The following is a 23,686-nucleotide window of genomic DNA, read 5'->3' as shown; positions in this document are numbered from 1 at the left end:
ACTAACATCTACTCCAGAATCTCCTCAATCTTCTTCAAAATCTCTTCCGAAAGCTCAATACCTGAAGCCTTAACATTCTCTTCGACCTGCTCTGGACGGCTGGCACCCACCAGCGCACTAGCTACATTAGGTTGACGCAAAATCCAAGCCAAAGCCAAATTCCCAACAGAGATATTCAGTTCCGTGGCGATCCCACTCAATTGGCGGACTTTTTCAATCTTTTCTTCTGTAATCGAATCTTTTAATCGTTCCAGCTTAGCAGCACGGCTATCCTCAGGGATGTCCGTGTTATACTTTCCAGTTAACAGCCCTTGAGCCAGCGGAGAAAATACCACCTGTCCAATCCCACGGCGCTCGCCAAGCGGAATAATCTCTTTCTCAATATAACGGTTAAGCATATTATAAATCGGCTGATTAACAACAATATGATCTAGCAAATAGCGGTCTGCTACAGCTAACGCATCGGTCATTTGCGCCGCTGTCCACTCACTAACACCGACATAATATACCTTGCCTTGCCGAACCAGATCATCCAGCGCACGTAAGGTTTCTTCAATTGGAGTTTCCGGATCAAAACGGTGGCAATACATAATATCCACGTATTCTACTCCGAGACGTTTCAAGCTAGCATGACACTGTTCCGTAATATGTTTGCGGGATAGTCCACGGTCGTTAGGTCCCGAGCCCATTTCCCCGTATACTTTAGTAGCTAATACATAGGACTCACGAGAGTAGTTACGTAAAGTCTCACCTAGTACTTTCTCGGCAGCACCTTTTTCATAAACATTTGCAGTATCAAAAAAATTCACGCCTAAGTCGTAAGCGGTTTCAATGGCCTTAACAGCATTATCTCTTTCCACATAGCCTCCGTATGTCAGCCAGCTTCCCAAACTAATCTCACTGACTTTTAAACCGGTTCCACCTAATCTGCGATATTTCATAATAACTGCTCCTCTCCATAGTTCCGTGTTTGATTTTGGCAGGTTGCTTAGCACTCATATTCATTCTAGAATAGTTTGTATATAATAGAAAGAAGTGAAAATTAGTTTATTATATGATCTCTAGTGTAGTTACTATACTAGAGTATAGTAGCTTCACAAACAGGAGGAGATACCTTGAAGACAGCTAAATCTACTAATAATTATATCCCCAAAACCCCTGTTACTATTGAATGTAATGTTGAAAAAACACTTGAAGTATTAGGTGGAAAATGGGCCTTTCTTGTCCTCAGAGAGCTATTCGACGGCACGCAGCGTTTTGGGGCACTGCAACGAAAAATCACTAATGTGTCTCCCCGCGCACTGACCACTACGTTGCGCCATCTGGAGGAGCATGGTGTGCTTGAGCGTCACGTATTTCCGACTGTTCCTGTTACGGTAGAATATTCGCTTACTCCCAAAGGTCAGGATTTACATCAAATTTTGAAGGAAATGAAGCTGTGGTCCGCGAAATGGACTTAGCTTGAGCAGATTGTGACTGATGAAAAAAGAAGCTGTCCAAAAAGTAGAGAATTCTACTTATAGGCAGCTTCTTTTTAATAAATTGGCTATACAATGGATTCTTACTTTAACCCATGGGATATGTTCGGTGTGCGGTGTGCGGTGTGCGGTGTGCGGTGTGCGGCGTGCGGCGTGCGGCGTGCGGCGTGCGGCGTGCGGTGTGCTGTGTGTGATGCGCCGCGGTGTGCGATGTGTGATGTGCGCTTTAGTGTAATTGGGGAAATACTCCCTAAAAATAGCCGATATTCGCCAAAAAAGAGCATAATGAGGGAATTTCTCCCTAAAAATCGAGATGATTCGTTTATTTTTCACTAAATTAGGTAAATTACAGGGAGGTTTTCCCTAATTATAAGTTAGACGACCAGATATCTAAGAATAACAGGGAGAATTTCCCTAATTATAGAGTCGGAATGCGTATTTGGTTAACTAAAAACAACCGGAGATATCAGCGATTTCTGCGATCACGTCATAGACAAATTGCCGCTTGAGGTCAGCAGAGGCTGTCTTCTTTCGTAGAAAATCCACCTGTAGAACAACCCCTCCAACATTTTTACTATATTGATCTAATATTTATCCACAATCGCGCCGAGAACTGCCGTATTTACATAGAGTTTTCCTTTGAGGCTTTGCAGCTCTTTCGCAGTTCCAGTAACGACAACTCCCAATAGCTGTACATCACTGGCGTCCGGCGCCGCTTTATCCTTTTTCAAGTAATTCGAGATTCGCTCAAACTCTCCGTAATGCTTGCCCTTCATCTGAAGCCCATAGGTTAAGGATTGTAAAAAATCCTCTGGTTTCGGTTTAAATAACCCTTCCCATTCCCCACCGTAGCCATATACTTGTCTAGCAGATTCCGGTAAGGCATATTTATTCGGGCTGCTGTCATTCCTAATAAACTCAAGGTTCTTTTTATTGTCATACGTATCCACCCAATACCATGTCTGTGTCAAACCCGCCGGCAGCATCTTCTCTACCTCTGCCTGAGTGTAGCTTTTATCAAAAGAAACAGCCATTTCTATGAGCTTGCCAGGTTCCATTTGTTCGAGTGCAGGCAGGTCATTTAGCACTTTTTCGTTATAATTCACTCCAGGCACATAAAACATCATTTCCCGCTGACCATTTTGACTGTTATATCCTCGGTAGTATTCATAATTTTGCTGTGTCATTACCGGGTCAGGAACATTTATACTAGAGTATCCCCTATTAAGCAGAGAAAACCGGCTGCCCATATCGAAATACAGTTTTTTAGTATCCCATATGATGGGCACACCCTCAACAACTTTGTAAGTGCTCAGTTCAACTTTACCCGATAGAAACCCTAAATCAAGTTCAGTTCTCAACTCCTGAAGGTTAGGACTGCTAATCTTCATCATGATCCTCTCTTCATCCAAACCACGCATCGCCAACCAGCTTGTCAGATGGGCGTTACCCAGCATCCCGCCGAATAATACTATAACCGTCACCACTAGAGAAATGATTGTGTTTCGAATCATTGTTTTTCGTTTTGCCTTCTTAATTACTTTTGAAAGGTTCTGATCATCCTTTTGTTCCCATGGAGCTGTCATTCCACTTCACCTCTATACTTTTTTTGAAATTGCTTGCGGGCACGAAACAATACCGATTTCACTGTATCTGTCGTAATTCCCAGAAGCTCAGCTATCTCCTGATAGGACAGCTCCAGCTCATACTTCATAATAATGAGTTGTTTATGGAGCGGTAGAAGCTCATCCAACACTCTTTCGATGTCTTCCCGTTTCTCTTTTAACAGCACATGATCCTCTGGCAATTCCATATCGGGCACATCTACATAGTCAATAGGAATGACTATCCGCTTGCGTCGGCGGCACAGATCATAGTAGCGATTGATCGCTACTTTATATAACCATGCACTGAATTTGTTCTCATCAATGGAATCAATATACAAAAGAGCCTTATACACCGTATCCTGTACGATATCTTCAGCGTCGGCTGCAGGTGCCCCGAGACGAATCAAGTATTTTTGAATTTCTAACATTTTAGGTTGAAGTATCTGATGTAGCTGCCCGGGCTTCATCCTGCACCTCCCTTCGTATGTATAACGATAAAGTTCTCGGAATGTTAGCTTATGAGGTGAAAAAAATTATAAAAGAAAAGACGGCTGCCTCAGAAAGACATGCCGTCACATTTTAAAGAATGAATAAGATTCCAGTACAATTCCTATATATCCGTAGGATTCATTGCCTGCTGAGCTGTAGATATGAGTATGGTTTGAACTTTCAGAGATTGTTTGTCAATAATGAAGCCTATATAGAACCCACCCTCCATATTATCCATTTCAAAAGGTGACAATCGGGGCTCATACACTCCACCCTTGTTCTCAAACCAGTAACTCACTATAATCCCGTATTCGTTATCCACTGCAACGTATGTACCATATGCCTTTAGCACATCTTCCAATGTACTTACCCCAGGTCGAATATTGTTCAATGTACCTATGTGGATTGGATCAATGCGCTCATTATCTTTGTCTATTTTCCAAGCGTTCAGCCGACCTTCGGTATCATAATGTACAGATACTTCTTTATACATTTCATTATTGAATACATCTTGACCTGTTGAATCCCCGTAATGTTCCTCTACTAACATTCTTGAACTCCCAAAATCAATAAAAAGATTACGTCCACTATCCGTGATTCCGAAATCGCGATCAGTAACCGGAGCCGCTATAAAGTCCTTCAAGCCTGTACCCTGTTCTGGTAATGACGGTAAGTGACTCCGATCCGATCGTTCTTCTGGACGAGAATTTACAGTATATATTCCCTTAAGCTTGAGCATTCTCATCCATTGTATAGCCTCTGCTCTTGTAAGCGGGAGATTTCCTTTGAAACCTACTAGCGTTGGCTCCCCGGGAAGTGGAAGTAGAGAGTTACCCAGCAAATAAACGACGGAATCCGTGTCGTTGTAATTCATCCCTAGACCAGATACAACTAACCTTGCGGCGGCCATTCTGGTGATTGGAGTCGATCTTGCCACTGGATATTGTAGTCCAGTAACTGGATGATTCCACCACTTAGCCATTCTATACGGTGCTGCTGTCCATTCTTCGCCTATGCTAGTAGCCTTTGGATAGCCGAAAGAAAGATAAAATAATTTCAAAAATTCTGCTTCCGTAATCGGCTGATCCGGTCGAAAGCTCCCATCATCATAACCAACCATCAATTGGTTGCCCAACGCCCAGCGCACCCAAGGCTCGGACCAGTGACCTTGAATGTCAGTGAACAGTGAAGATGCCGGATCCTCCTCACCGTCCTCTTCCACTTCTTCATATGTCCCTGTATTCTCGTACGTTGTCGTGTCAGCATGAACTCTATAACTCACGTTGCCGCATGTCACAATTGTCCCTGAGATAAGACCTAGTACCAATAGCTTCATTATCTTCAATTTAATAATCCCTTTCGTTCTTATCGGTAAGGGGTTCCTGCTCTCTTTGTCAGGTTTATCGTGATTAACCCTTTATCTTAACTATCGGGTAAAAAGTCTAATTCCTAAATATAATGCTCTCCTTTTTCACAAGAAAAGCCAAAAAAGATCGCTCCCCTTCATAGCGGGAACGATCTTAACCTACCTACTACTTAGACCTTTAATCGACGTTCGAAAGCTTTGGGGATAAGCATTATAGCAAGTATACCTATGATTATCACCGAAAGGATTGACAAGGGTAGATGTAATATAGGGATGCCAAAAATGTTATAGGATACATATTTTTCGATTAAGGATCTGCTAACCATTACACCTGACGGTAAAAAAGAGATTATTTTGCCCAACATTCCAGGCAAAGAGAAAAGGGGAAGAATAACTACGAATGCTGCCAGTCCAAGACTGCTTAAGCTACTCCGACACAAAGCGGATATCAGCGCCGTCAATAACAATAGACCACATGCAGCCAGCAAGGTTACAGCATATTTCAGGGCAAATCCCTGCAGCTGGGTTAAGGCATATGGAGTCTCATCAAAATAAAAGTAACTATTCAGCGGGGCATTCCAGCCCACGAAGCCGAACGGTAAACAGGCCAGCAATGTGCAAATTCCGTAAAAAAGAGTAACCCAACTAAACGTAACTATAAATCCAGCTAATAGTTTTGCCGAAACAATCTTCAACCTTCCGTATCTACTAGATAGAATAAGTGCATCCATTCTATAGTTTTCCTCACCAGAGAACAAGGGTGCCAGCGCAAATACTAGAATAAGACCGATCAGAAGATCGCCGACGCCAGGCGAGCTTGAAAAAAATATATGTAATAAGTCCCAGTCCTCCGTTACATAAAACCCCCGTGGTTTTCCCTCCTCCAGCATGGAGAGCTTTTTAGTAACATCTCTTAGTGCATAAGATCCTGGTTCTTGCTTCTCTAATAAAACCTTCTGCTCTCTCAGCTCTGTTAAATTTCTGTTGAATTGATCTACCATATAAGCTGTACCAGCATAGTGTTGCTCCAGAATTCGTTTCATCTTCTCCTCTTTGGGCCAAGCGCTGTCTTCAGCATATTCTTCTTTGAGTCTAGGTGCGTATTTCAAAGCTAAATCTGGTTGAATCGTTCCTAGATGAGCGGCAATAGCTTCAGGCTTTTCCTTGTTTACAACCAATAGACTATCCGAACCGGATGGGTAGAAACTAACAAAACAAAAAATGGCTAATGCAATACTTCCAGCTATAGAAATCCAGACTCTGGGAATCATAATTTTACGTAATTCAAACATCACCAGACGTTTCATGTGTGTCATCCCCTCCGAAAATAATGCATATATACATCTTCTAATGAAGGATTCACCATCCGTGCATTCTCAACTGGCAAAGTCTTGCTGACTACCCGAACCACTAGTCCAGTATCTGTCTGCTGCACATTCACTACAGTTCCATTCTCTTCGATTTGAGCCAGCAACCGCCCGGGGACATGGGCCTCCCAAACCTCTCCTTGCAATTCATTGGTCAACTCCTTAATTGTTCCTTGACGAAGTAACTCTCCTCGCCCCATCAGTAGCACCTGTTTAGCTATATGATCAACATCAGAAACGATATGAGTAGACAAAATAACGATGCGCTCATTTGATATTTCAGAAATTAAATTACGAAATCTTACGCGTTCCGAGGGGTCAAGTCCTACTGTGGGTTCATCCAGAATGAGGATGCCCGGATTATTAAGCAATGCTTGAGCGATACCGAGTCTACGTTTCATCCCGCCGGAATACTTACCACATTTTTTATCCATTTCTCCGGATAGATTAACCATTTGAGCAAGAACCTCTATACGATCACTCGCCTCCTTCTTGGTCAACCCCTTTAGGGCAGCAACATAATACAAGAAATCGCGAGCTGAAAAATGATTGTACATCCCCAGTTCCTGCGGTAAATAACCTATCTGAGCCCGGTACTGATCCCCCATGTCATCTTTGTTTTGTCCATCTAAAAGTACATTTCCACGAGTCGGATACAGAACATCTGCAACAATACGCATCAATGTCGTTTTTCCTGTTCCGTTAGGTCCTAAAAGACCATAGACACCAGATGACATAGAAAGGTTGATCGTATTCAAAATTCTCCTTTTGCCGAAATCATGTACAATATTACATAGTTTAAGCTCCAATCAGAAACCCTCCTCTGCTCAATACTCTGGATTGAAACCTCATGGCTAGGATAAATACCACTGCTGACAGAACGCCCAGTCCCATTAACCAAAATAACTCGACCGACATCATCCAGCTCACTGCAAATTCTCCGGAAAATAAAATCATCCAAAAGAGAGGCAAACTGAAGAGTACGGTCGTTAATTGTCTAAAATTACGTATCAGCGTAGATAATACTGACGCTACCGCCGCATTGATTAGGATTGGGATGCACCATAGCAAGGTCATACGCAGCATAAACTCCTTTCCCCCTAAAGGGGTTACCATAGCAGTAACACTAAAGTTAATCATTAGTGAGATCAGCCCTGCCATAAGGAACCGAGCTTGCACATACCGATGCAACGGGATTCTAAAACTACGTGCGAGTTCTCCCATTCCACAGAGCGTATTCCGAGCCGTATGAGAGACGACCACCAGTAAAGGAATACAACCCACTATGGACAGAATGAACATAGGGCTAACTATCTCCGTAACACTCAGCACCAAATATCCTGCTACAAACAAGATCAGACCAAGCACAACCTCCTTCCACCATCCCTGTGAAAAAAGAATCCTCATCTGTAGCCGTGCAAATAGAGGAACGGGTGGGACTGGCGCAGGTAATGCCCGCTTGGATCTTCTCCACCTGCTCATGGCTTCTTCTGCAAAACCGTCAAGGAGTGGCGGCTCAGGAATGCACTCGATATAATTCACGATCTCCTCTACAGACTCTGCTGTTATCTCATCCTGTAAATTCAAATTGAGGTAATCTTGATGGTTATGTTTAACCCTCATTTTCCTGCTCCTTTCTTTAGGGATTGGGATATGTCCTCTTGCTTGGAATGCCTTAGTAAATCACGTAATTTAATAAGAGATCGACTTACCCTTGACTTCACAGTAGATTCAGGTTCATGAGTTACGGCAGCTATTTCTGTAAACGTAAATTCATATTTATACCTTAATAAGAGCGCATCCTTCTGTTCCTCTGGCAGTGAGCAAATCGCGGCGTATACCTGCTTAACCTCTTCACGAAGTAATATTCCTTCAAGAAAATCTCCTTCGACTGTAATTTCATCAGATAAGCTTTGATTCAACTCTGCTTGCCGAGCACTTTTGCTGCGAAAATAGTCAATGCAGACATTTTGCGCAATCGCCATCAACCAAGCTCGAAAACTCCCCTGTTTATTTTGATAGCTGCCAAGCTTGGCCCATGCTTTTTCATACACCGTCTGTGCAAGATCCCAGGCTAATTCGTCATTATGTATTTTCCATCTGATGAATCGATAAATATCACTATAGGTATGCCGAATTAATAATTCCACCGCTGCCTCATTGCCTTGCTGCGCTTCTGTGACCCATTTGTCCTCCCCGATTTAATTCCCCTCCTATCTACCAATCTACCAATCTACTAAATATAACGAAATCGCCTACAAAGTAGACGCATCACATTAAAAAGACCAACCAGAAGGTTCTGGCTGGCCGAATATAAATTTCCCCTAGATTATGTTCTCGGTTCAAATTATGAGTGAACATTTTCAGCATCTACCTTAGTGAATTATATAACATTGATTCTATTAATTTCCATATTGTACACTCATTACAAGGGGTCTTTTTGTGAAAATCTTCGGGAAAGGTGGATTATTCTTCGATGAAACAAATAATAAGGGTCACAATAGCCTCAAATACATGGCAAATGTGACCCTCTTATAATAAAAACTATAACTATCTTTTGGTTAAATATACAACAAATTGTTCATGCAACTCTAGTTCGGATCGTTTAAAGATCCCAGCCCTCGGAATTTAATTCTTGAAAAGTAGGAATAACAAGATTATGAATTTGCTCTGAAGTCGAATTTTTAATGAACTCATCAGGCATTTGTTTTACTTCGTATCCTGCAATCTCTTGACACAGCCATTTAGGAGCAAGTGGATTAATGTCACTGATTAACCACATTGTAAACAAGTGCAGCGTGGATTTAAGAATAGTTTCATACGTATGCTCTGACCCTGGATCCAAAGGAGGAACAATTTTCAATTTGTTTCCCTCAAAAGTGCCCATGAACCAATTAGGAGCGTCTACTTCACCAACAGCTTGATGAAAAGTTGGAAGATCCGGATAAACAGTGGATTTGTCATGAGCTCCAGACATTGTAAGAACCTCCTCTTGACCTTACATTTAATTAGACACCGCAGGTTGATTAAAAGCCACATGTCATTTCAAAAAAATCCATAATAAAAAACTGTCGATTGCTAGACAATTATATAGAGCCAAGTTATAGTATTGATAATACTTTTAATAACCATTTTCAAAAGTCTAGAGGTGAATAAAATAAACCAAATCGCAAACAATTCTATTCGTGTTAAAAAGATAAATCAGGAGCTTATCAAGCAGGCCTTGAAATCGATGAAAGAAGGAACCAAATCCACGATTGCAAGTGCCACCGGATTAAGTATTGCTACCTGCGGAAATATCCTAAATGAACTTCTGGAGACTGGTGAAGTCATTGAGACTGAACTGGAGGCTTCAAATGGAGGCCGACCGGCCAGACGATTTATCTATAACGCTGATTTTTCCTATATTGCATGTATCTATGCCAAAATTGAGGATGGCCAGAAATCCATAACCTATGCGGTGACCAATTCAGTCGGTGATCGTGTGGATCATGGATGGATGGAATTAGAGTACATAGATGCTGCAGCCATCGACCATCTGCTGGATACACTTATCCAACAATATAACAACATCAAGGCAGTAGGGATTGGGATTCCCGGCCTTGCTCACCAAGGTGTTATCAATATCTGTGACATTAAAGAGTTAATTAATGCTCCCTTAGAATCACTGCTCAGAGAAAAATACGAGCTTGAAGTCACGATTGAAAATGATATGAATCTGACCGTTTACGGATTCTATAAACAACAGGATTATGAAGAGGATAAAACCATTGCCGTAGTGACCTTTATCAAAGGAGCTTTTCCCGGAGCCGGGATGATGATCGACGGGCATATCCACAAAGGTAATACTAGATTTGCTGGTGAAGTCTCTTTTTTACCGTTTGGAATCTCGCGTGAACAGCAATTGAGTAGCTTGGACCAGACAGATACCTTCATCCCTTTGGCGGCTCACACTATATCGTCCCTGATTGCAATTATTAATCCAGAGACCATAGCTCTCACAGGAGAACAAGTCAAACAAGAGAATGTACAGCCGATTTATCAACGTTGTCTGGAAGTGATTCCAGAGGAGCATATGCCTCACTTAATTGTGCTGGATCAACCTGATGATCATTACATGAACGGATTAATTGCGATCACACTGGAAAGCTTAACCTACTCGTTGCAGCTGGTTGAGAAGCGCCGTTAAAACATAAAACTAACATACACTTCAGGAGGAACTACGAATGGCAACAAACAAAGAAAACATGATTGCAGGAAAGCTATATATGGCAGGCGGTGAAGAATTAGCAAAAGATAACAAAAGATCCAGAATGCTAACTCGTTTATTTAACAATACGACGGAAGAACAAGGTGAATATAGAGTAGAACTACTCAAGCAATTATTTGAGTCTACAGGAGAGTCATTATATGTTGAACCTCCTTTCCGTTGTGATTACGGCAGTAATATTACCGTTGGCAATAACTTCTACGCTAATTTTGACTGCATTATCCTTGATGTAGCTAAAGTAACGATTGGTAACAATGTTCTCTTCGGACCTAGAGTAGGCGTATATACTGCTGGTCACCCCATAGATGCGGATGTGCGTATTAGTATGCTTGAATTCGGTACACCGATTACCATCGGAAACAATGTGTGGGTTGGGGGAAACGCGGTAATCAATCCTGGGGTAAAAATCGGCAACAATGTAATCATCGGTGCAGGTTCAGTCGTGACTAAGGATATCCCTGACAATGTAATTGCGGTGGGGAACCCATGCAAGGTATTAAGAGCAATCACCGAAGAAGATAAGCAACACTGGGAAAAACTTAAAGAAGATTATTACAGGGACATCGAGCAATAAAGTAACCCGTTCTGGGAGGATCTTAATTTGAAAAAGCGCTTCGGGGGATTTAACAAGATTTACGCCATGCAATTGGCAACCATCTTTTTAGGATTTATAGTGTTTGGCATATCGGAAAATATTAAAGGACCTGCCATTCCGCGAATCCAATTCGACTTTAATCTGGACGAGAAACAGCTCGGCACCCTTTTATCCCTAAATGCATTAGGTTATTTGATCGCCTGCTCCTTTACAGCTGTATTGGTTAGGAAGTGGGGGATCAAGGCTGTCAGTATCATTGCTTTTGCATCCATGATATTCTCAGGAGTGTTAATCTATATCTCCCACAGCTACCCCTTTTTCTCAGCTTCGTATTTCCTGATGTACATCGGAAACGGAATGCTGGAGATTGGTCTTGCCATTTTGGGAGCACGCATCTTCGTAAAAAATACCGGGACGATGATGAACTTATCCCATTTTTTCTACGGATTTAGTTCAACCTTAGCTCCACTGCTGGCAACAGGACTCATGTCGGTAAGTATATTTGGCCATCCACTCGACTGGCGCGGAATGTATCTGATTATGCTAAGCTTATCTTTATTGCCTATTCTATCTGCCTTGCGCAGTACATTTCCGGGAGATGATCTTCCGCAAGAGGACCGGATCCCTTTAAAAACGTTGGTCCGCGATCCCGCATTATGGCTGATGGTGCTTATTCTTTCCTTCGGCGTGGTGTCAGAGCTTGCAGTAGGTGGATGGTTAGTGAATTTTCTAGAAAAAGCATACTTGTGGGATACAGTTACAGCTTCTGGTATGTTGTCCACCTTTTTTCTCTGCTTCTCGCTAGCAAGGCTTCTGCTGGGGCCGGTTACAGATAAGATTGGTTTCAATCTATCGCTTATCATCTTTTCAGCCTTCTCTGCCTTATGTACATTTGCTGCTATTTTGGGTGGGGAACAGCTCGCGTTTCTATTCGCGGCAGCAGGCATAGGTATCGCTATGATTTATCCAACAGTCATGGCGTTTATCGCAAAAAGGTATCCGCATGGCAGTGACACTGCCATCACCTTTACAGTTACACTAATGGGAGTCGGTAGCGTGATTGGCAACTATGCCATAGGTGCAGTAATCGAAGGTGTAAAGAGGCTTTACGGAGCAGAATCACAAACTGGTTTGCTACGTGGACTTCAAGCTGGGTATGGTTTTATCGGTTTATGTGCAGCTATATGCGCGATATCCGGTTGTGTTTTATATCGTTATTTAAATCGCCGCCAAGAACTTATTTAGAATAGTAATAGTTATCGCACTTATTTCTGCTCTTCCATGCCAAAAAACCTGCTGATTTTATGGCAGGTTTTTTGTTGCAAATAGCGACCAACCTCCTACCATCGGACTCAAATGTCCTTATTGGCTTCGAAATAGACAGAAATGAGGTTATTCGGACCCCAGAGTCGTTATTGAGTTGTTTTTGTGCAAAAGCCGCTGTCTTCTGACTAGATAACGCCTCCTGAGTCTGAACACTCCGCCTAATGAAGCTAAATCCTGAAATAGCGACTATACAGTCCGCAACAATGGCCTCTGAGCTGGTGATCACCATCCCAACAATTATCGCAGACCTCCCACCAGCTCCATTATTTTTCTAACAATCTGCTCTTCACTGCTACTAACCTTTTCCGTTGCAACTTCTCCCAAGGTTATATGATCGCCAACACAAACCGAATGTGCGGAATGTCTAAACATTTCTATATCATTAGCATCGTTACCAAAAGCAATAAATTGCTGCGGTTCTATGCCTAATCTCCTTAGTCCTGTCCATTTGTTCACACCTTGTGGACTTATATCCATAATATCTTCTTGTCCATGCTGGTAGATCACAATCGGCAGATTTTGCAGCTTATGTATAAGTTGTTCCCCGTTCAGACTGCTCAAAATAACTACCTTCACAATCTCATCCAGCTCTGATGGAGTTACATTTTTGGCGCGTTGTTCTGGATCTACATTTCTCCGGATGGGATGGTCTACAGAACCCGAATATGCATAGTCCCAGTGACTATCAATCAAATATGTTGCATCAAATTCTTCAATCAAATTCAGGAGGTTGTCCGCAGTCTGTGGGTCAAAATGTATCGTCGAAATAACCTCCCCACCCTTTGCAATAAACGCACCATTCCCGCCAACCATAGAAAAATGATGCATATGAGCAGGCAACACAGGCAATAAATCACGAATAGGCCGGGCTGACGCAAAAATAACCTCATGTCCTTTTTCAATTAGAGAATCCAAGGCTTGTACAATAAATTCACTCAATGGTTTGCCGCTAAAACAAATCGTCCCATCTAAATCAAAAATAAATTTCACAGTTAATAACCTCCCCTTTTTCTCTATATTAACGAGTTCATATATAATGGAAAGGACCGATGTCCAAAAAGGAGTAAACGATGAAATCTATTCATGATCCAAATCTGATATCACATTACATTACACAATTTAATCTAGACCAAGTATTCACGCCGTCAACACATGCTTTAATCCAGTTACTTGTCTATGAGCAGAATGAAATCATTTTGCGTGAGGGCGATGAGCTGGACGGAATTTATTTTCAAGTGGAGGGGCGTACCAAGGTTTCTTCTAGTGTGGGGACGGGAAAATCCTTGTTATTACGTTTCTGCTCACCCTTGTCATTATTCGGGGATATTGAATACGTGCAGGAGGTTGTGATCCAATCCCAAGTTGAAGCGGTACAACAAACCAGCCTCTTATTTATCCCGAAACAAAAGGTTGAGTCTGACCTAATGGATAACCACAGGTTTAAAGACTTGTTGCTAAAACATCTTTCTTACAAGCTTCTAACCTGCACGTCCGCATCCCGAACGAACTTGCTGGGCTCTGTAGAGGAAAGGTTTGCAAGTTATTTATTGACCATTCAACTCCAAAGGGAGTTTGGAAAAGAAATTCAGACACCCTATATCCCAGATATAGCTTCGTTAATTGGGACTACTCCCCGCCATTTAAACCGTGTTATTCAGCGGCTCACCGACATGGAAATTTTATATAAAGTTAAGCAAGAAATTGTTGTACTCGACTGGGAGCGTCTGGATGAATTATCTAACGGAATAAGATTTGAATAGCCTAAAAGCCCCTCATTTAATTGAGGATAAAATGATCGATGTCATCATAACGGATATCGATCTTTTCTCCGTTTCTTTTGACAAGATTTATATACAGAGGAGCTGCATCAACACTTCCCCCACCCACCAGCACATGGTAGTTTTCATTAATTTCATATTTACGGATGTACAAGCCTGAACCGACATCTTCAAAGGGATAACCTTCAAAATCCTTCCACGACAACGCCTCGCCTTGCTGAGCTAGATCCCGTATTTCATCCATGGATAATATCGCAGCTTTTTTATCATTACAGGCTGAAAGGATAATCGTCAAAGCAAACAATAACAGCATTATCAAGTTACGCTTACTTCTCATTCGTAAACCTCCAAACTCTATATTTTGTTATTTATAGGAAAATATAAGGTAATAATAACATAGCTTAGACTAAATGTTAAAAAGGAGTAAAGCCTTTTGGGGGTGCTTTACTCCTTTTGAAATCTTTATTTGTGAGGGATATTGGATGGACCCGCAAGCTACGACACCGGAAAATGAATATAAAAAAACAGGTCAGTCATGGTGGTATCTGACCATAATCGACCTGTTCTATGTAAGGCTCTAGCGTTAATTAGGTTACGCTTTTCAAGAATTTTCGTACGTACAAAGGAAATCAAGAGATTCTTGTTGCGGCATTACATGGGTTATACGTATTAAGGTTGAATAATGGATTCATTCGGCACTGAATAGGGCTAATCATCAATCACGTGCTAACATGAACTAAAATAGTATTACTCTTTTAGCATTTCAAAAAATTCTGATATATTTGTGGCGACATTTTGTGTTACAGGTGAAAATTCCTCTGACTCTTCGTGAAACCAAATAACTACAGTAGGTTCTTCTATTTCTCTAAAATCCAAACAAATAAAATCCCCTGAAAAAAGTGCTGCAATAGGAACTACATTCATCCCCACTAAATCTTCATTATCAGTTAATCTATCACCTATTTGTGTAATAATAACTTCAACATCATACCATCCATTAATAGGGTCAGACTCACTATCATTCAATATACAAAGAAACTTTTCAATTATATATTCATGTTGATTAAAACTAAACATATTTGTGATTGGTACAGCTCCATTATTATCCTTAATAAAACTCCTATAAGTCTCAGGAAATGAAACTCTCAAGCTTCGCTCAACTACATCTAATAATTCATCGGTTGGCAATGGAAGGACAATCGTATTAACATCCAATCTCACTTCTCTCACTTCCTATTCTTATCTTTTAGCATGCGCCCAACCACCTGGAGCTCTCCCACCCTGATGATTTATGGAATTATGTATACCAAAAGGTACTAATTCCATTCTACCGTCAATTTCAGAATGATGCCATGTTGTGCCAGGTGGGCGTTTTCCACCTGGAAGTTGTGAATCAAGCCATTGGAACTGTTGTGGATCAGACTTCTTCCAATAGTCTTTCGGCAACTGTAAAATAACAGGATTCTCATCAATCTTTATAATTAAATCAGCTTTCTCAAAATCAGGATGTTTTACACCAGGCTTCATAGGTACATCTGGTATTTTCTCTAGTTCCTTCGCTCGTTCTCTAATCAACTTAATTTGCTTTTGTGTTAGTGTATCTCCCCCTGGTACATTTCTCCACTTCCAAGGGACATTTGAATTAACTTTCTCTGCATACACTGTAGCATAATCATCTAATACTTCACCAAACTTTTTATTACCTGACAAGAAATCATCAATGTTTTTTGAATAAGACGATTTACTGCCACTTACACCATTACCCGTTCCTTCAACCGCCTTCACTTCCACGTCCTTTATTGAATGATTACTCTCACTCTTCCCTTCCATCTTCTCTCTAAAAATCCGATCCATTTCATTCTTAAAATTGATTTGCATCGGAGTCTGTGGAAGTGCCGGGGTATCTACATCTAGATTATTTATCTTGAATTGAAAACCTTCATTTGTGCTGAATGCCGGCAACGGTTTTTTTACCTCAAAATCTTTTACAGAATCTAACCCTTTTGGAGGCTTTAGACCTCCGCTTCCTGTAGGAAGCAAAGATTTTTCTACCGGACCATACAACAACGTTACCATTCCCAGACTGTTGAGCCAATGATCCGCTGACCATGCTTCGTCTGGATTAAATGCTCCTTTCGCCATCTCCACTGTTCCCAGTGTTAACCAATCCGCAAACTTCTCCTTTGAATCAAACATATGCTCTGATCGATCTTTGGCTGCTTCATATATCCCGACCGGAATATCTCCTGTTATGCCTAATGTTAACCAGTTGAAAAAGTCATAGGGGGAGTCTGTCGCCTTATCCGCACGAGTTCTTAATGTACCTACAAAACCCGTTCCAATCTCTTTAAAACTGTCTATTGATTTATAAAAGGCATTTTTAGAATCCTCAGGTTTTGCTTGATCCTCCGTTTTATTCTTTTTAAACAGATTATAGGAATCCAGTTGGGCGACTGATGAAGTCAATTTTATAACATCTCCCCAAGCCTTTCCACCTTGGTTTGTCATCACATGTACACCCAAACTTACTCCAGTAGCAATCATCTGTTCCATGGTGGTTTGAACGCCTTCCAGTTGCCCTTTTGCCCAGGCTCCCTTCTCCCCTTTTTCCATTGCCGTCCGTAGTAGCAACTGATACGTTTCATTCTGCACTAGTGGTATGCTTCTACTGGTAATCGACGGATCATAATCACATGCCTTAACCGCTGGTTTCTTAAAATAAGTGCTTAGATTCTTACCCGCCTGGTACCGGACCTCGTCTATACCCAAGGATTTCAGCTTCTTGCGTGCGTCTTCCGCTAGCTTATGCATTGCGTCCATTTGAGTCTGATTTCCAAACGCCTGATACACCTCATAGGCTGTCTGCGCCTTCGCGATCTGATCCCGCGCCAGGTAGATATCTTTCAGTTTACTTTGCGCGGCTATGGAGTCGATCGTTCCCAATCCTGACTTTTTAACAGTTGCCTGGAGCTTCTGCACCATAGGATCACTATTCAACTCATCCCAACCCATCAAAGTAGCAATTGAGGTGATCAGATTCGTGACCGCTTTCTGAGCCGTCATCGGGATAGAAGACTGCCCAATTGCACTTCCGCCCCCAAACCTTTCGAACATCCCCCCAAGAACACCGAACTGCTGAAAAAGTTGATTGGCCTGCCGCTTATTCTCATCCTGTGCGCCTTGAACACCTTTTATCGCGCCTCGAATGATGTCTTCCAATTTTTCCGCTTCCACCGTCAGTTCGTTGATAAGCGTCTGAGCTCGTATCAAATCTGAACCTAGCGGAATACCACCCCAGTTATTGGTCTGACCTCTCAGCTGCAAGTACAGCCGGTTGGTATCTTGGCTTACCAGTCTGATTTTTGTCTGCAGGCGCTCGACTTCATCTTCTTTAAATACCATTTTGTCCAATGCCATTTATGACCTCCAGTTCTTACACTTAGACCATCCAATGCACTACTTTTTTCGACCCCTCAGGTCTTTATGTACTACTTCATATTTAAAAACTTAAGTATTTGGAGCGCACACCTAACCTATATATCGGCGTAACTTCCCATTATTTTACTTTAAATCCTTTCTTTTTTATTTTTTTTAATTCTAATCACTGCTGTAAGAATAAGTAGATAGCAAAAAAACAGGTTGATTATAGTGGTAGCTCCCTATAATCAACCTATTTAACAGAACGCATAGGATTGATTCTTGTATCTGATGCTTTATATTATTCAATTAACATTGTTAGAAATTATTCAAAGTACATAAAATGAAAATAATAGAAGGGTTGGGGAAACACATGTGACTTTGGACAAAACAACAATTGCGGGAGTTTATCAAGGACAGTAATTTGGTTTCTGCAAAAAATGAGCAGAATGCCTTAAAGGATCTATTTACCGAAACGATTCAGGAGATGTTAGAAGCCGAAATGGATACTCATTTGGGCTATGGCAAGCATGAAGTCAGGGCGAAGCACACCAAACAGTCTCAACGGAAAGAGTCGGAAAACGGTAGTCAGTGAGTAGAGCAGGAAATCGTTATCCCTCGAGACTGTCTATAGTAGTTTGAGCCTCTTGCCGTTAAAAATCCATCGCACAAAACGTGATCTAAGAACAAATTAATTACCTTACCTGTATATGTTGACTGGTCGTCACCAGATTTCTTTCCTGCACCATCATCATCGTTACAAGTGTCAGTTATGTTACAGACAAAGTCCTATTCTTTGAATAACACCTTACTATAGTTGTCGTGCTATCCATCTTGAAAGGTGCGATTCTGTCTTCCTCTCCCTCACTATCGCCACAGGGTAATCTAAAGTTGCGAGTAAATTCGAAAAAACCGCAAGAAAGCGAACATAACAAAAAAACAGGTCAATCATGGTGGTATCTGACCATAATCGACCTGTTCAATGTAACTCAATAGCGTTATTTAGGTTATACTTTTAAAGCATCTGATGTGCGTACAAATAAAGTGGTGAAATCTTTATACGGGTATTACATGGGTTAAATGTGTTATTGATTAAATAATGGATTCTTTCGGCACTGGGTAGCCCCCACCAATAATATTGTCATCGGCTTTGTATCTTCTCCAGAAAAGCTTCAAATACTTTTTTTGTCGCGTCCCCTGAATTGGGGATTAACTCATAAATCCTCTGTAGAATTGAAGGATTTTTTAATATCCGTTTTTCACTTTCAGTACTAGTAAAACTTCTTAATGCATCAATACATATTTCGAATAACTCTTCATCTTCAGTACTTAGCAGTTTCAACAACATATTCAATTCATCCATGCTAGATTCATTATGCAAACAATATGCTAACTTTCTTTGCCACTCTATTGGCTTATTTAACACTCCGTTTGATAATTCTTCCCAATCCCGTGGGGAGAATTTTAACAGCATCGTCTGTGCAATTGAAAAACCTTCATCATACCAATAATCATCTGAGAAATATCCTGAAAGATAGTCATCAAATTCTGTAAACATTAAAAAACTCCTTTGGATCAGATTACAAGTTAAGGTGCTGTAAAACCACTTAGAAGTTGTGTAGCTCCTCCACCTGTTGGATAGCCAGATACAACATTTTCACCTATTTTAATAACTTCAACTTGAACACCATTAACAGTTCCTCTATGAAGAGTTGCACCATCCGAGGCACGAACTCCAATGGATGCTGTATTACCAGTATCTTTTATACCATTAATAATTTGCGAATCACTCCATGAATCTGGGAATAAAGTACTCGTTTTAATATTAGATAAGTTACCATCAAGAAATTGAGTAGTAAACTTAACTTTTCTTGTTCCATCTGCATTAACTGTTATTTCTTGAACTGCATAATTAGGATTTGCATTGTTGATTTGCGGAGAATGGCCACCGATCAACTCATTCTTCGTAGGAAGTTTTCTTTGCCCATCTAATATTTTCTTTTCCATTTCTGAACTAATTACAGAAGAACGAACATTACCCGTCCCCTAAGTAGTAATCTTAAAATCTACTAAAGGAAAGGTGATAACTGTTTTACCAATTACCACCATTATATCAGCTTGCTAGACGCTCTGTCAGAGGACTTGGTATGTAAGGTGTTTTGTTCTTCATCATGCTGTAAATGATGTTTACAAGCCTTCTCATGACGCATATGAGGGCTTGTTTCTTTGTTTTACCCTCTGCTAGCTTTCGTTGATAATACTCGTAGAATAAGGGATTGCGCAGTCTCTTGTTTTCCCCTTTGGCTACTTGAATTTGTTGAACGGCTAGGTTGTGGAAGATGCTGTTCAATACTCTATTTCCTTGTCCACTTGCTTGGTCTTTTCCCTTGCCGTCCGAACTAAAGCGTATTGGTGCGATTCCTGCGAATCGGGCTAGCTTGTCTCCGCTAGAGAAGCGGTGAATATCTCCAATCTCAGCGACTAGTTCTGCCGCTGTAACAATGTTAATACCATCCATCGACTCTAGTTTGTAGTCGGTTTGGACTAACACCTGACGAAACTGTTCCTCTGTCTGTTTGATTAGTTCTCTGCTTCTTCGCATGTCATGAACCATGTTAACGATAAGGAAGTCTCTGTATTCTTGGAAGTTTCGCTTCGTCTCCCCATCCTGCTTTACTAGTTCAAGTATTTCTTCTGCCTTACGGGTAGAACAAGTATTGTTACTCGCTTTACGTAGGTATTCAGCTAGTTCTTCGACCCCCACCGTTAACGCTTGATGGGGTGCAGGATACTTCTCCCAAAAGGCAAGGGCGGCTTTACCGTCTATGTCACAGAAGAACTTTTTGTAGGACGGATAGTGATAGCTTAGTTGTTGGTGCATCTGATTCTTTAAGCCACTGGCATGTTTGACATGTGCCGCCCCCTCCCGATTTTTTTCATGAATTTCGGGCTTAATTAGAGGGCAGGTGGCTAGCCTTATACGTTCCCTGCCTGTTCTATGTCAACTGGTCAAATTGTTCGTTCACTGTAACCATCGCGGCAAGTAGCCCATTCGTTGCGGACAATTTGCAGATAAGTCCTGACAATATTATTAGTCGGGCTATCCATCCTAGAAGGTGCGATTTCTTTCCTTAAGTTTTCACCGTCTTTATCGGGGTGGCGTATTCTACAGTTGCGTAGCATTTTCAAAAAACCGTGAGAAAGTGAACATAACAAAAAACAGGTCAATCATGGTGGTATCTGACCATAATTGACCTGTCCAATGTAACGCTAAATCGTTATTTAGGTTATGAAATTAAAGCATTGATGTGCGTACAGACATAATGACGAAATCTTCATACAAGTATTACATGGGTTATATGTGTAGTTGGTTGAATGTTGGATTCATTCGGTACTGGGTAGTCGCTACAGAAAGTAACAATTATAGCTTCGTCATCTTTTTTCTACAAGTAGTTCATTTCCATTTTTATTAAAGTATAACAAATAATTAGAATCACTCTCTTTACAATATTTCTCTACAGCGACATTAATGTTAAGTTTCATCGCGATGACCGACGAAATAATTTCAGCAATTAAATATAATCCATCTTCATCCCTTAATTTCATCCCAATAGACTTTTTAATACTGATCATGTAATTAAAATCGTCCTCGTAATCGTAATTATTCTCAGCAATTCGAATAACGATTCCCAGAACGCTACCTTCAAAGTATGTGTTATTAATAAATGAACTGTTTTCTCCCTCTACAGTACTTGTAATATTCAATTCGTTGAATATCATTGGTACTATATTATCTAAAGTTTCGTTAGAATCAAAAAATAGTGTTTCCATTTCTTCACTCACTCACTTTACTATTATATTAGTAGGATCACTTGGCAACGTGCTTGGTTGCCATCCCCCCGGTGTTATTTCTCTGCCAAGTATTTCAGACCATTTCTCAGACCAAGCTTTCAATTCAGGATATTTTTTCATTATTTTGTCTGGGTGATAAAACCCTGGTTGATTCTTAGATGCATTCATTCCGCTTAGAGGGCTTTTTAATTCAATTCCAAGGTCAATATCGCTTGGTTTCAATCCATTTTCTGCGGTTTCTCTGAATAATCCATTACCTTTGCTAGATACACCAGAAGCCGCACTTCCTCTAATTTGAATTGAATTTACGTCAAGTCCTGATTTATTTATAGCCTCCATTAATTCATCCATTGCTTGGTTATATTGTTTTGCATCTTTAAAGCCTCTTGGAACTGTTAAAGGAACATTACCCGTCCCCTCAACCGCCTTCACTTCTACATCCTTTATTGAATGATTACTGTCACTCTTCCCTTCCATCTTCTCTTTTAAAATCCGGTCCATTTCATTCTTAAAATTGATTTGCATCGGGGTCTGTGGAAGTGCCGGCGTATCTATATCTAGATTATTTATCTTGAATTGAAAACCTTCATTTGTGCTAAATGCCGGCAACGGTTTTTGTACCTCAAAATCTTTTACAGAATCTAACCCTTTTGGAGGCTTTAGACCTCCGCCTCCTGTAGGAAGCAAAGATTTTTCTACCGGACCATACAACAACGTTACCATTCCCAGACTGTTGAGCCAATGATCCGCTGACCATGCTTCGTCTGGATTAAATGCTCCTTTCGCCATCTCCACTGTTCCCAGTGTTAACCAATTCGCAAACTTCTCCTTTGAATCAAACATATGCTCTGATCGATCTTTGGCTGCTTCATATATCCCGACCGGAATATCTCCTGTTATGCCTAATGTTAACCAGTTGAAAAAGTCATAGGGGGAGTCTGTCGCCTTATCCGCACGAGTTCTTAATGTACCTACAAAACCCGTTCCAATTTCTTTAAAACTGTCTATTGATTTATAAAAGGCATTTTTAGAATCCTCGGGTTTTGCTTGATCCTCCGTTTTATTCTTTTTAAACAGATTATAGGAATCCAGTTGGGCGACTGATGAAGTCAATTTTATAACATCTCCCCAAGCCTTTCCACCTTGGTTTGTCATCACATGTACACCCAAACTTACTCCAGTAGCAATCATCTGTTCCATGGTGGTTTGAACGCCTTCCAGTTGCCCTTTTGCCCAGGCTCCCTTCTCCCCTTTTTCCATTGCCGTCCGTAGTAGCAACTGATACGTTTCATTCTGCACTAGTGGTATGCTTCTACTGGTAATCGACGGATCATAATCACATGCCTTAACCGCTGGTTTCTTAAAATAAGTGCTTAGATTCTTACCCGCCTGGTACTGTACCTCGTCTATACCCAAGGATTTCAGCTTCTTGCGTGCGTCTTCCGCTAGCTTATGCATTGCGTCCATTTGAGTCTGATTTCCAAATGCCTGATATACCTCATAGGCTGTCTGCGCCTTCGCGATCTGATCCCGCGCCAGGTAGATATCTTTCAGTTTACTTTGCGCGGCTATGGAGTCGATCGTTCCCAATCCTGACTTTTTAACAGTTGCCTGTAGCTTCTGCACCATAGGATCACTATTCAACTCATCCCAACCCATCAAAGTAGCAATTGAGGTGATCAGATTCGTGACCGCTTTCTGAGCCGTCATCGGGATAGAAGACTGCCCAATTGCACTTCCGCCCCCAAACCTTTCGAACATCCCCCCAAGAACACCGAACTGCTGAAAAAGTTGATTGGCCTGCCGCTTATTCTCATCCTGTGCGCCTTGAACACCTTTTATCGCGCCTCGAATGATGTCTTCCAATTTTTCCGCTTCCACCGTCAGTTCGTTGATAAGCGTCTGAGCTCGTATCAAATCTGAACCTAGCGGAATACCACCCCAGTTATTGGTCTGACCTCTCAGCTGCAAGTACAGCCGGTTGGTATCTTGGCTTACCAGTCTGATTTTTGTCTGCAGGCGCTCGACTTCATCTACGTTAAATGTAAGCTTCGTTGACGCCATATGATTCCCCCTTCTTGCTTTTAATAAAATTAGCTATGCAGCACTCTGCATAGCTAATTACAATTCTTATGTAGTGG

General features: G+C 41.2%; 23 protein-coding genes and 1 pseudogene. 6 read left to right on the top strand and 18 right to left on the bottom strand.

The window, feature by feature from the left end:
* Window positions 1-8: 8 nt before the first annotated feature.
* Complete coding sequence (locus MKZ09_RS10000; RefSeq protein WP_076202934.1) at window positions 9-941, bottom strand: aldo/keto reductase family protein; 933 nt, start codon at window positions 939-941, stop codon at window positions 9-11.
* A gap of 174 nt (window positions 942-1,115) precedes the next feature.
* Here MKZ09_RS10000 and MKZ09_RS09995 point away from each other — a divergent pair, with 174 nt between their 5' ends.
* Window positions 1,116-1,460 carry a winged helix-turn-helix transcriptional regulator gene (locus MKZ09_RS09995; protein WP_076202931.1) on the top strand — a complete coding sequence of 115 codons (345 nt, stop codon included), beginning with the start codon at window positions 1,116-1,118 and terminating at the stop codon, window positions 1,458-1,460.
* Between the two features lie 602 nt (window positions 1,461-2,062).
* Here MKZ09_RS09995 and MKZ09_RS09990 read toward each other — a convergent pair.
* From MKZ09_RS09990 to MKZ09_RS09955, 8 genes are all read right to left on the bottom strand, one after another.
* Complete coding sequence (locus tag MKZ09_RS09990; protein ID WP_076202928.1) at window positions 2,063-3,064, bottom strand: anti sigma factor C-terminal domain-containing protein; 1,002 nt, start codon at window positions 3,062-3,064, stop codon at window positions 2,063-2,065.
* Window positions 3,061-3,552: an RNA polymerase sigma factor gene (locus MKZ09_RS09985; RefSeq protein WP_076202925.1), complete on the bottom strand. Its 492-nt coding sequence runs from the start codon at window positions 3,550-3,552 to the stop codon at window positions 3,061-3,063. The genes MKZ09_RS09990 and MKZ09_RS09985 overlap by 4 nt, the downstream gene beginning before the upstream one ends.
* A 143-nt stretch (window positions 3,553-3,695) precedes the next feature.
* The gene (locus MKZ09_RS09980) at window positions 3,696-4,910 is read right to left on the bottom strand and encodes an S-layer homology domain-containing protein (RefSeq protein ID WP_179089530.1); all 1,215 of its coding nucleotides are present in this window, start codon (window positions 4,908-4,910) and stop codon (window positions 3,696-3,698) included.
* A gap of 200 nt (window positions 4,911-5,110) precedes the next feature.
* The gene (locus MKZ09_RS09975) at window positions 5,111-6,247 is read right to left on the bottom strand and encodes an ABC transporter permease subunit (RefSeq protein WP_076202918.1); all 1,137 of its coding nucleotides are present in this window, start codon (window positions 6,245-6,247) and stop codon (window positions 5,111-5,113) included.
* 5 nt (window positions 6,248-6,252) lie between these two features.
* The gene (locus tag MKZ09_RS09970; protein ID WP_076202914.1) at window positions 6,253-7,116 is read right to left on the bottom strand and encodes an ABC transporter ATP-binding protein; all 864 of its coding nucleotides are present in this window, start codon (window positions 7,114-7,116) and stop codon (window positions 6,253-6,255) included.
* Window positions 7,106-7,930 (bottom strand): hypothetical protein, encoded by an 825-nt coding sequence (locus MKZ09_RS09965; protein WP_076202911.1) that lies wholly within the window; start codon window positions 7,928-7,930, stop codon window positions 7,106-7,108. Before MKZ09_RS09965 ends, MKZ09_RS09970 begins: the two co-directional genes overlap by 11 nt.
* On the bottom strand, window positions 7,927-8,457 hold the full coding sequence (locus MKZ09_RS09960) for an RNA polymerase sigma factor (protein WP_076202908.1): 531 nt from the start codon (window positions 8,455-8,457) through the stop codon (window positions 7,927-7,929). The genes MKZ09_RS09965 and MKZ09_RS09960 overlap by 4 nt, the downstream gene beginning before the upstream one ends.
* A 455-nt stretch (window positions 8,458-8,912) precedes the next feature.
* A complete protein-coding gene (locus MKZ09_RS09955) occupies window positions 8,913-9,284 on the bottom strand; it encodes a hypothetical protein (protein ID WP_076202904.1) in 372 nt (123 codons plus the stop codon).
* Between the two features lie 303 nt (window positions 9,285-9,587).
* Between MKZ09_RS09955 and MKZ09_RS09950 the strand changes: the two genes are divergently transcribed.
* The 3 genes from MKZ09_RS09950 (at window position 9,588) to MKZ09_RS09940 (ending at window position 12,417) form a co-directional block, all read left to right on the top strand.
* Window positions 9,588-10,496: an ROK family protein gene (locus tag MKZ09_RS09950; protein ID WP_076203268.1), complete on the top strand. Its 909-nt coding sequence runs from the start codon at window positions 9,588-9,590 to the stop codon at window positions 10,494-10,496.
* A 37-nt stretch (window positions 10,497-10,533) separates the two neighbouring features.
* Complete coding sequence (locus MKZ09_RS09945) at window positions 10,534-11,151, top strand: sugar O-acetyltransferase (RefSeq protein ID WP_076202901.1); 618 nt, start codon at window positions 10,534-10,536, stop codon at window positions 11,149-11,151.
* A 66-nt stretch (window positions 11,152-11,217) separates the two neighbouring features.
* On the top strand, window positions 11,218-12,417 hold the full coding sequence (locus tag MKZ09_RS09940) for an MFS transporter (protein ID WP_076134077.1): 1,200 nt from the start codon (window positions 11,218-11,220) through the stop codon (window positions 12,415-12,417).
* A gap of 318 nt (window positions 12,418-12,735) precedes the next feature.
* On the opposite strand, the gene MKZ09_RS09935 is transcribed toward MKZ09_RS09940, so the two are convergent.
* A complete protein-coding gene (locus MKZ09_RS09935) occupies window positions 12,736-13,488 on the bottom strand; it encodes an HAD-IIB family hydrolase (RefSeq protein ID WP_076133907.1) in 753 nt (250 codons plus the stop codon).
* 80 nt (window positions 13,489-13,568) lie between these two features.
* Here MKZ09_RS09935 and MKZ09_RS09930 point away from each other — a divergent pair, with 80 nt between their 5' ends.
* Window positions 13,569-14,258, top strand: coding sequence for a Crp/Fnr family transcriptional regulator (locus MKZ09_RS09930; protein WP_076133906.1), 690 nt, complete (start codon window positions 13,569-13,571; stop codon window positions 14,256-14,258).
* Window positions 14,259-14,274: 16 nt separating this feature from the next.
* Here the strand turns inward: MKZ09_RS09930 and MKZ09_RS09925 are convergent, their stop codons facing one another.
* The 3 genes from MKZ09_RS09925 to MKZ09_RS09915 all read right to left on the bottom strand — a co-directional run bounded on the left by MKZ09_RS09925 (window position 14,275) and on the right by MKZ09_RS09915 (window position 17,693).
* Window positions 14,275-14,613, bottom strand: a complete 339-nt coding sequence (locus tag MKZ09_RS09925; protein ID WP_076133905.1) for a hypothetical protein — start codon at window positions 14,611-14,613, stop codon at window positions 14,275-14,277.
* A 410-nt stretch (window positions 14,614-15,023) separates the two neighbouring features.
* Window positions 15,024-15,497 (bottom strand): SMI1/KNR4 family protein, encoded by a 474-nt coding sequence (locus MKZ09_RS09920; protein ID WP_076202898.1) that lies wholly within the window; start codon window positions 15,495-15,497, stop codon window positions 15,024-15,026.
* A gap of 18 nt (window positions 15,498-15,515) precedes the next feature.
* Entirely contained in the window at window positions 15,516-17,693 is a 2,178-nt protein-coding gene (locus MKZ09_RS09915; RefSeq protein ID WP_341040814.1) for an HNH endonuclease signature motif containing protein, read from the bottom strand.
* Between the two features lie 397 nt (window positions 17,694-18,090).
* Between MKZ09_RS09915 and MKZ09_RS34400 the strand changes: the two are divergent.
* Window positions 18,091-18,228: pseudogene (locus MKZ09_RS34400) on the top strand (IS256 family transposase); the annotation flags it as partial.
* A gap of 606 nt (window positions 18,229-18,834) precedes the next feature.
* Here MKZ09_RS34400 and MKZ09_RS09910 read toward each other — a convergent pair.
* The 5 genes from MKZ09_RS09910 to MKZ09_RS09890 form a co-directional block, all read right to left on the bottom strand.
* The gene (locus MKZ09_RS09910) at window positions 18,835-19,251 is read right to left on the bottom strand and encodes a hypothetical protein (protein ID WP_076208755.1); all 417 of its coding nucleotides are present in this window, start codon (window positions 19,249-19,251) and stop codon (window positions 18,835-18,837) included.
* Window positions 19,252-19,280: 29 nt separating this feature from the next.
* Window positions 19,281-19,700, bottom strand: coding sequence for an EndoU domain-containing protein (locus tag MKZ09_RS09905; protein WP_076208756.1), 420 nt, complete (start codon window positions 19,698-19,700; stop codon window positions 19,281-19,283).
* 106 nt (window positions 19,701-19,806) lie between these two features.
* On the bottom strand, window positions 19,807-20,574 hold the full coding sequence (locus MKZ09_RS09900) for a transposase (protein ID WP_076208757.1): 768 nt from the start codon (window positions 20,572-20,574) through the stop codon (window positions 19,807-19,809).
* Between the two features lie 551 nt (window positions 20,575-21,125).
* Window positions 21,126-21,524, bottom strand: a complete 399-nt coding sequence (locus MKZ09_RS09895) for a hypothetical protein (RefSeq protein WP_076208758.1) — start codon at window positions 21,522-21,524, stop codon at window positions 21,126-21,128.
* Window positions 21,525-21,536: 12 nt separating this feature from the next.
* Window positions 21,537-23,609, bottom strand: a complete 2,073-nt coding sequence (locus MKZ09_RS09890; RefSeq protein ID WP_341040812.1) for a hypothetical protein — start codon at window positions 23,607-23,609, stop codon at window positions 21,537-21,539.
* Window positions 23,610-23,686: the final 77 nt, after the last annotated feature.

The organism is Paenibacillus sp. FSL R5-0908 (genome assembly GCF_038006245.1).
Taxonomy (GTDB): Bacteria; Bacillota; Bacilli; order Paenibacillales; family Paenibacillaceae; genus Paenibacillus_AQ; species Paenibacillus_AQ odorifer.
This window is presented reverse-complemented; position numbering and strand designations above follow the sequence as displayed.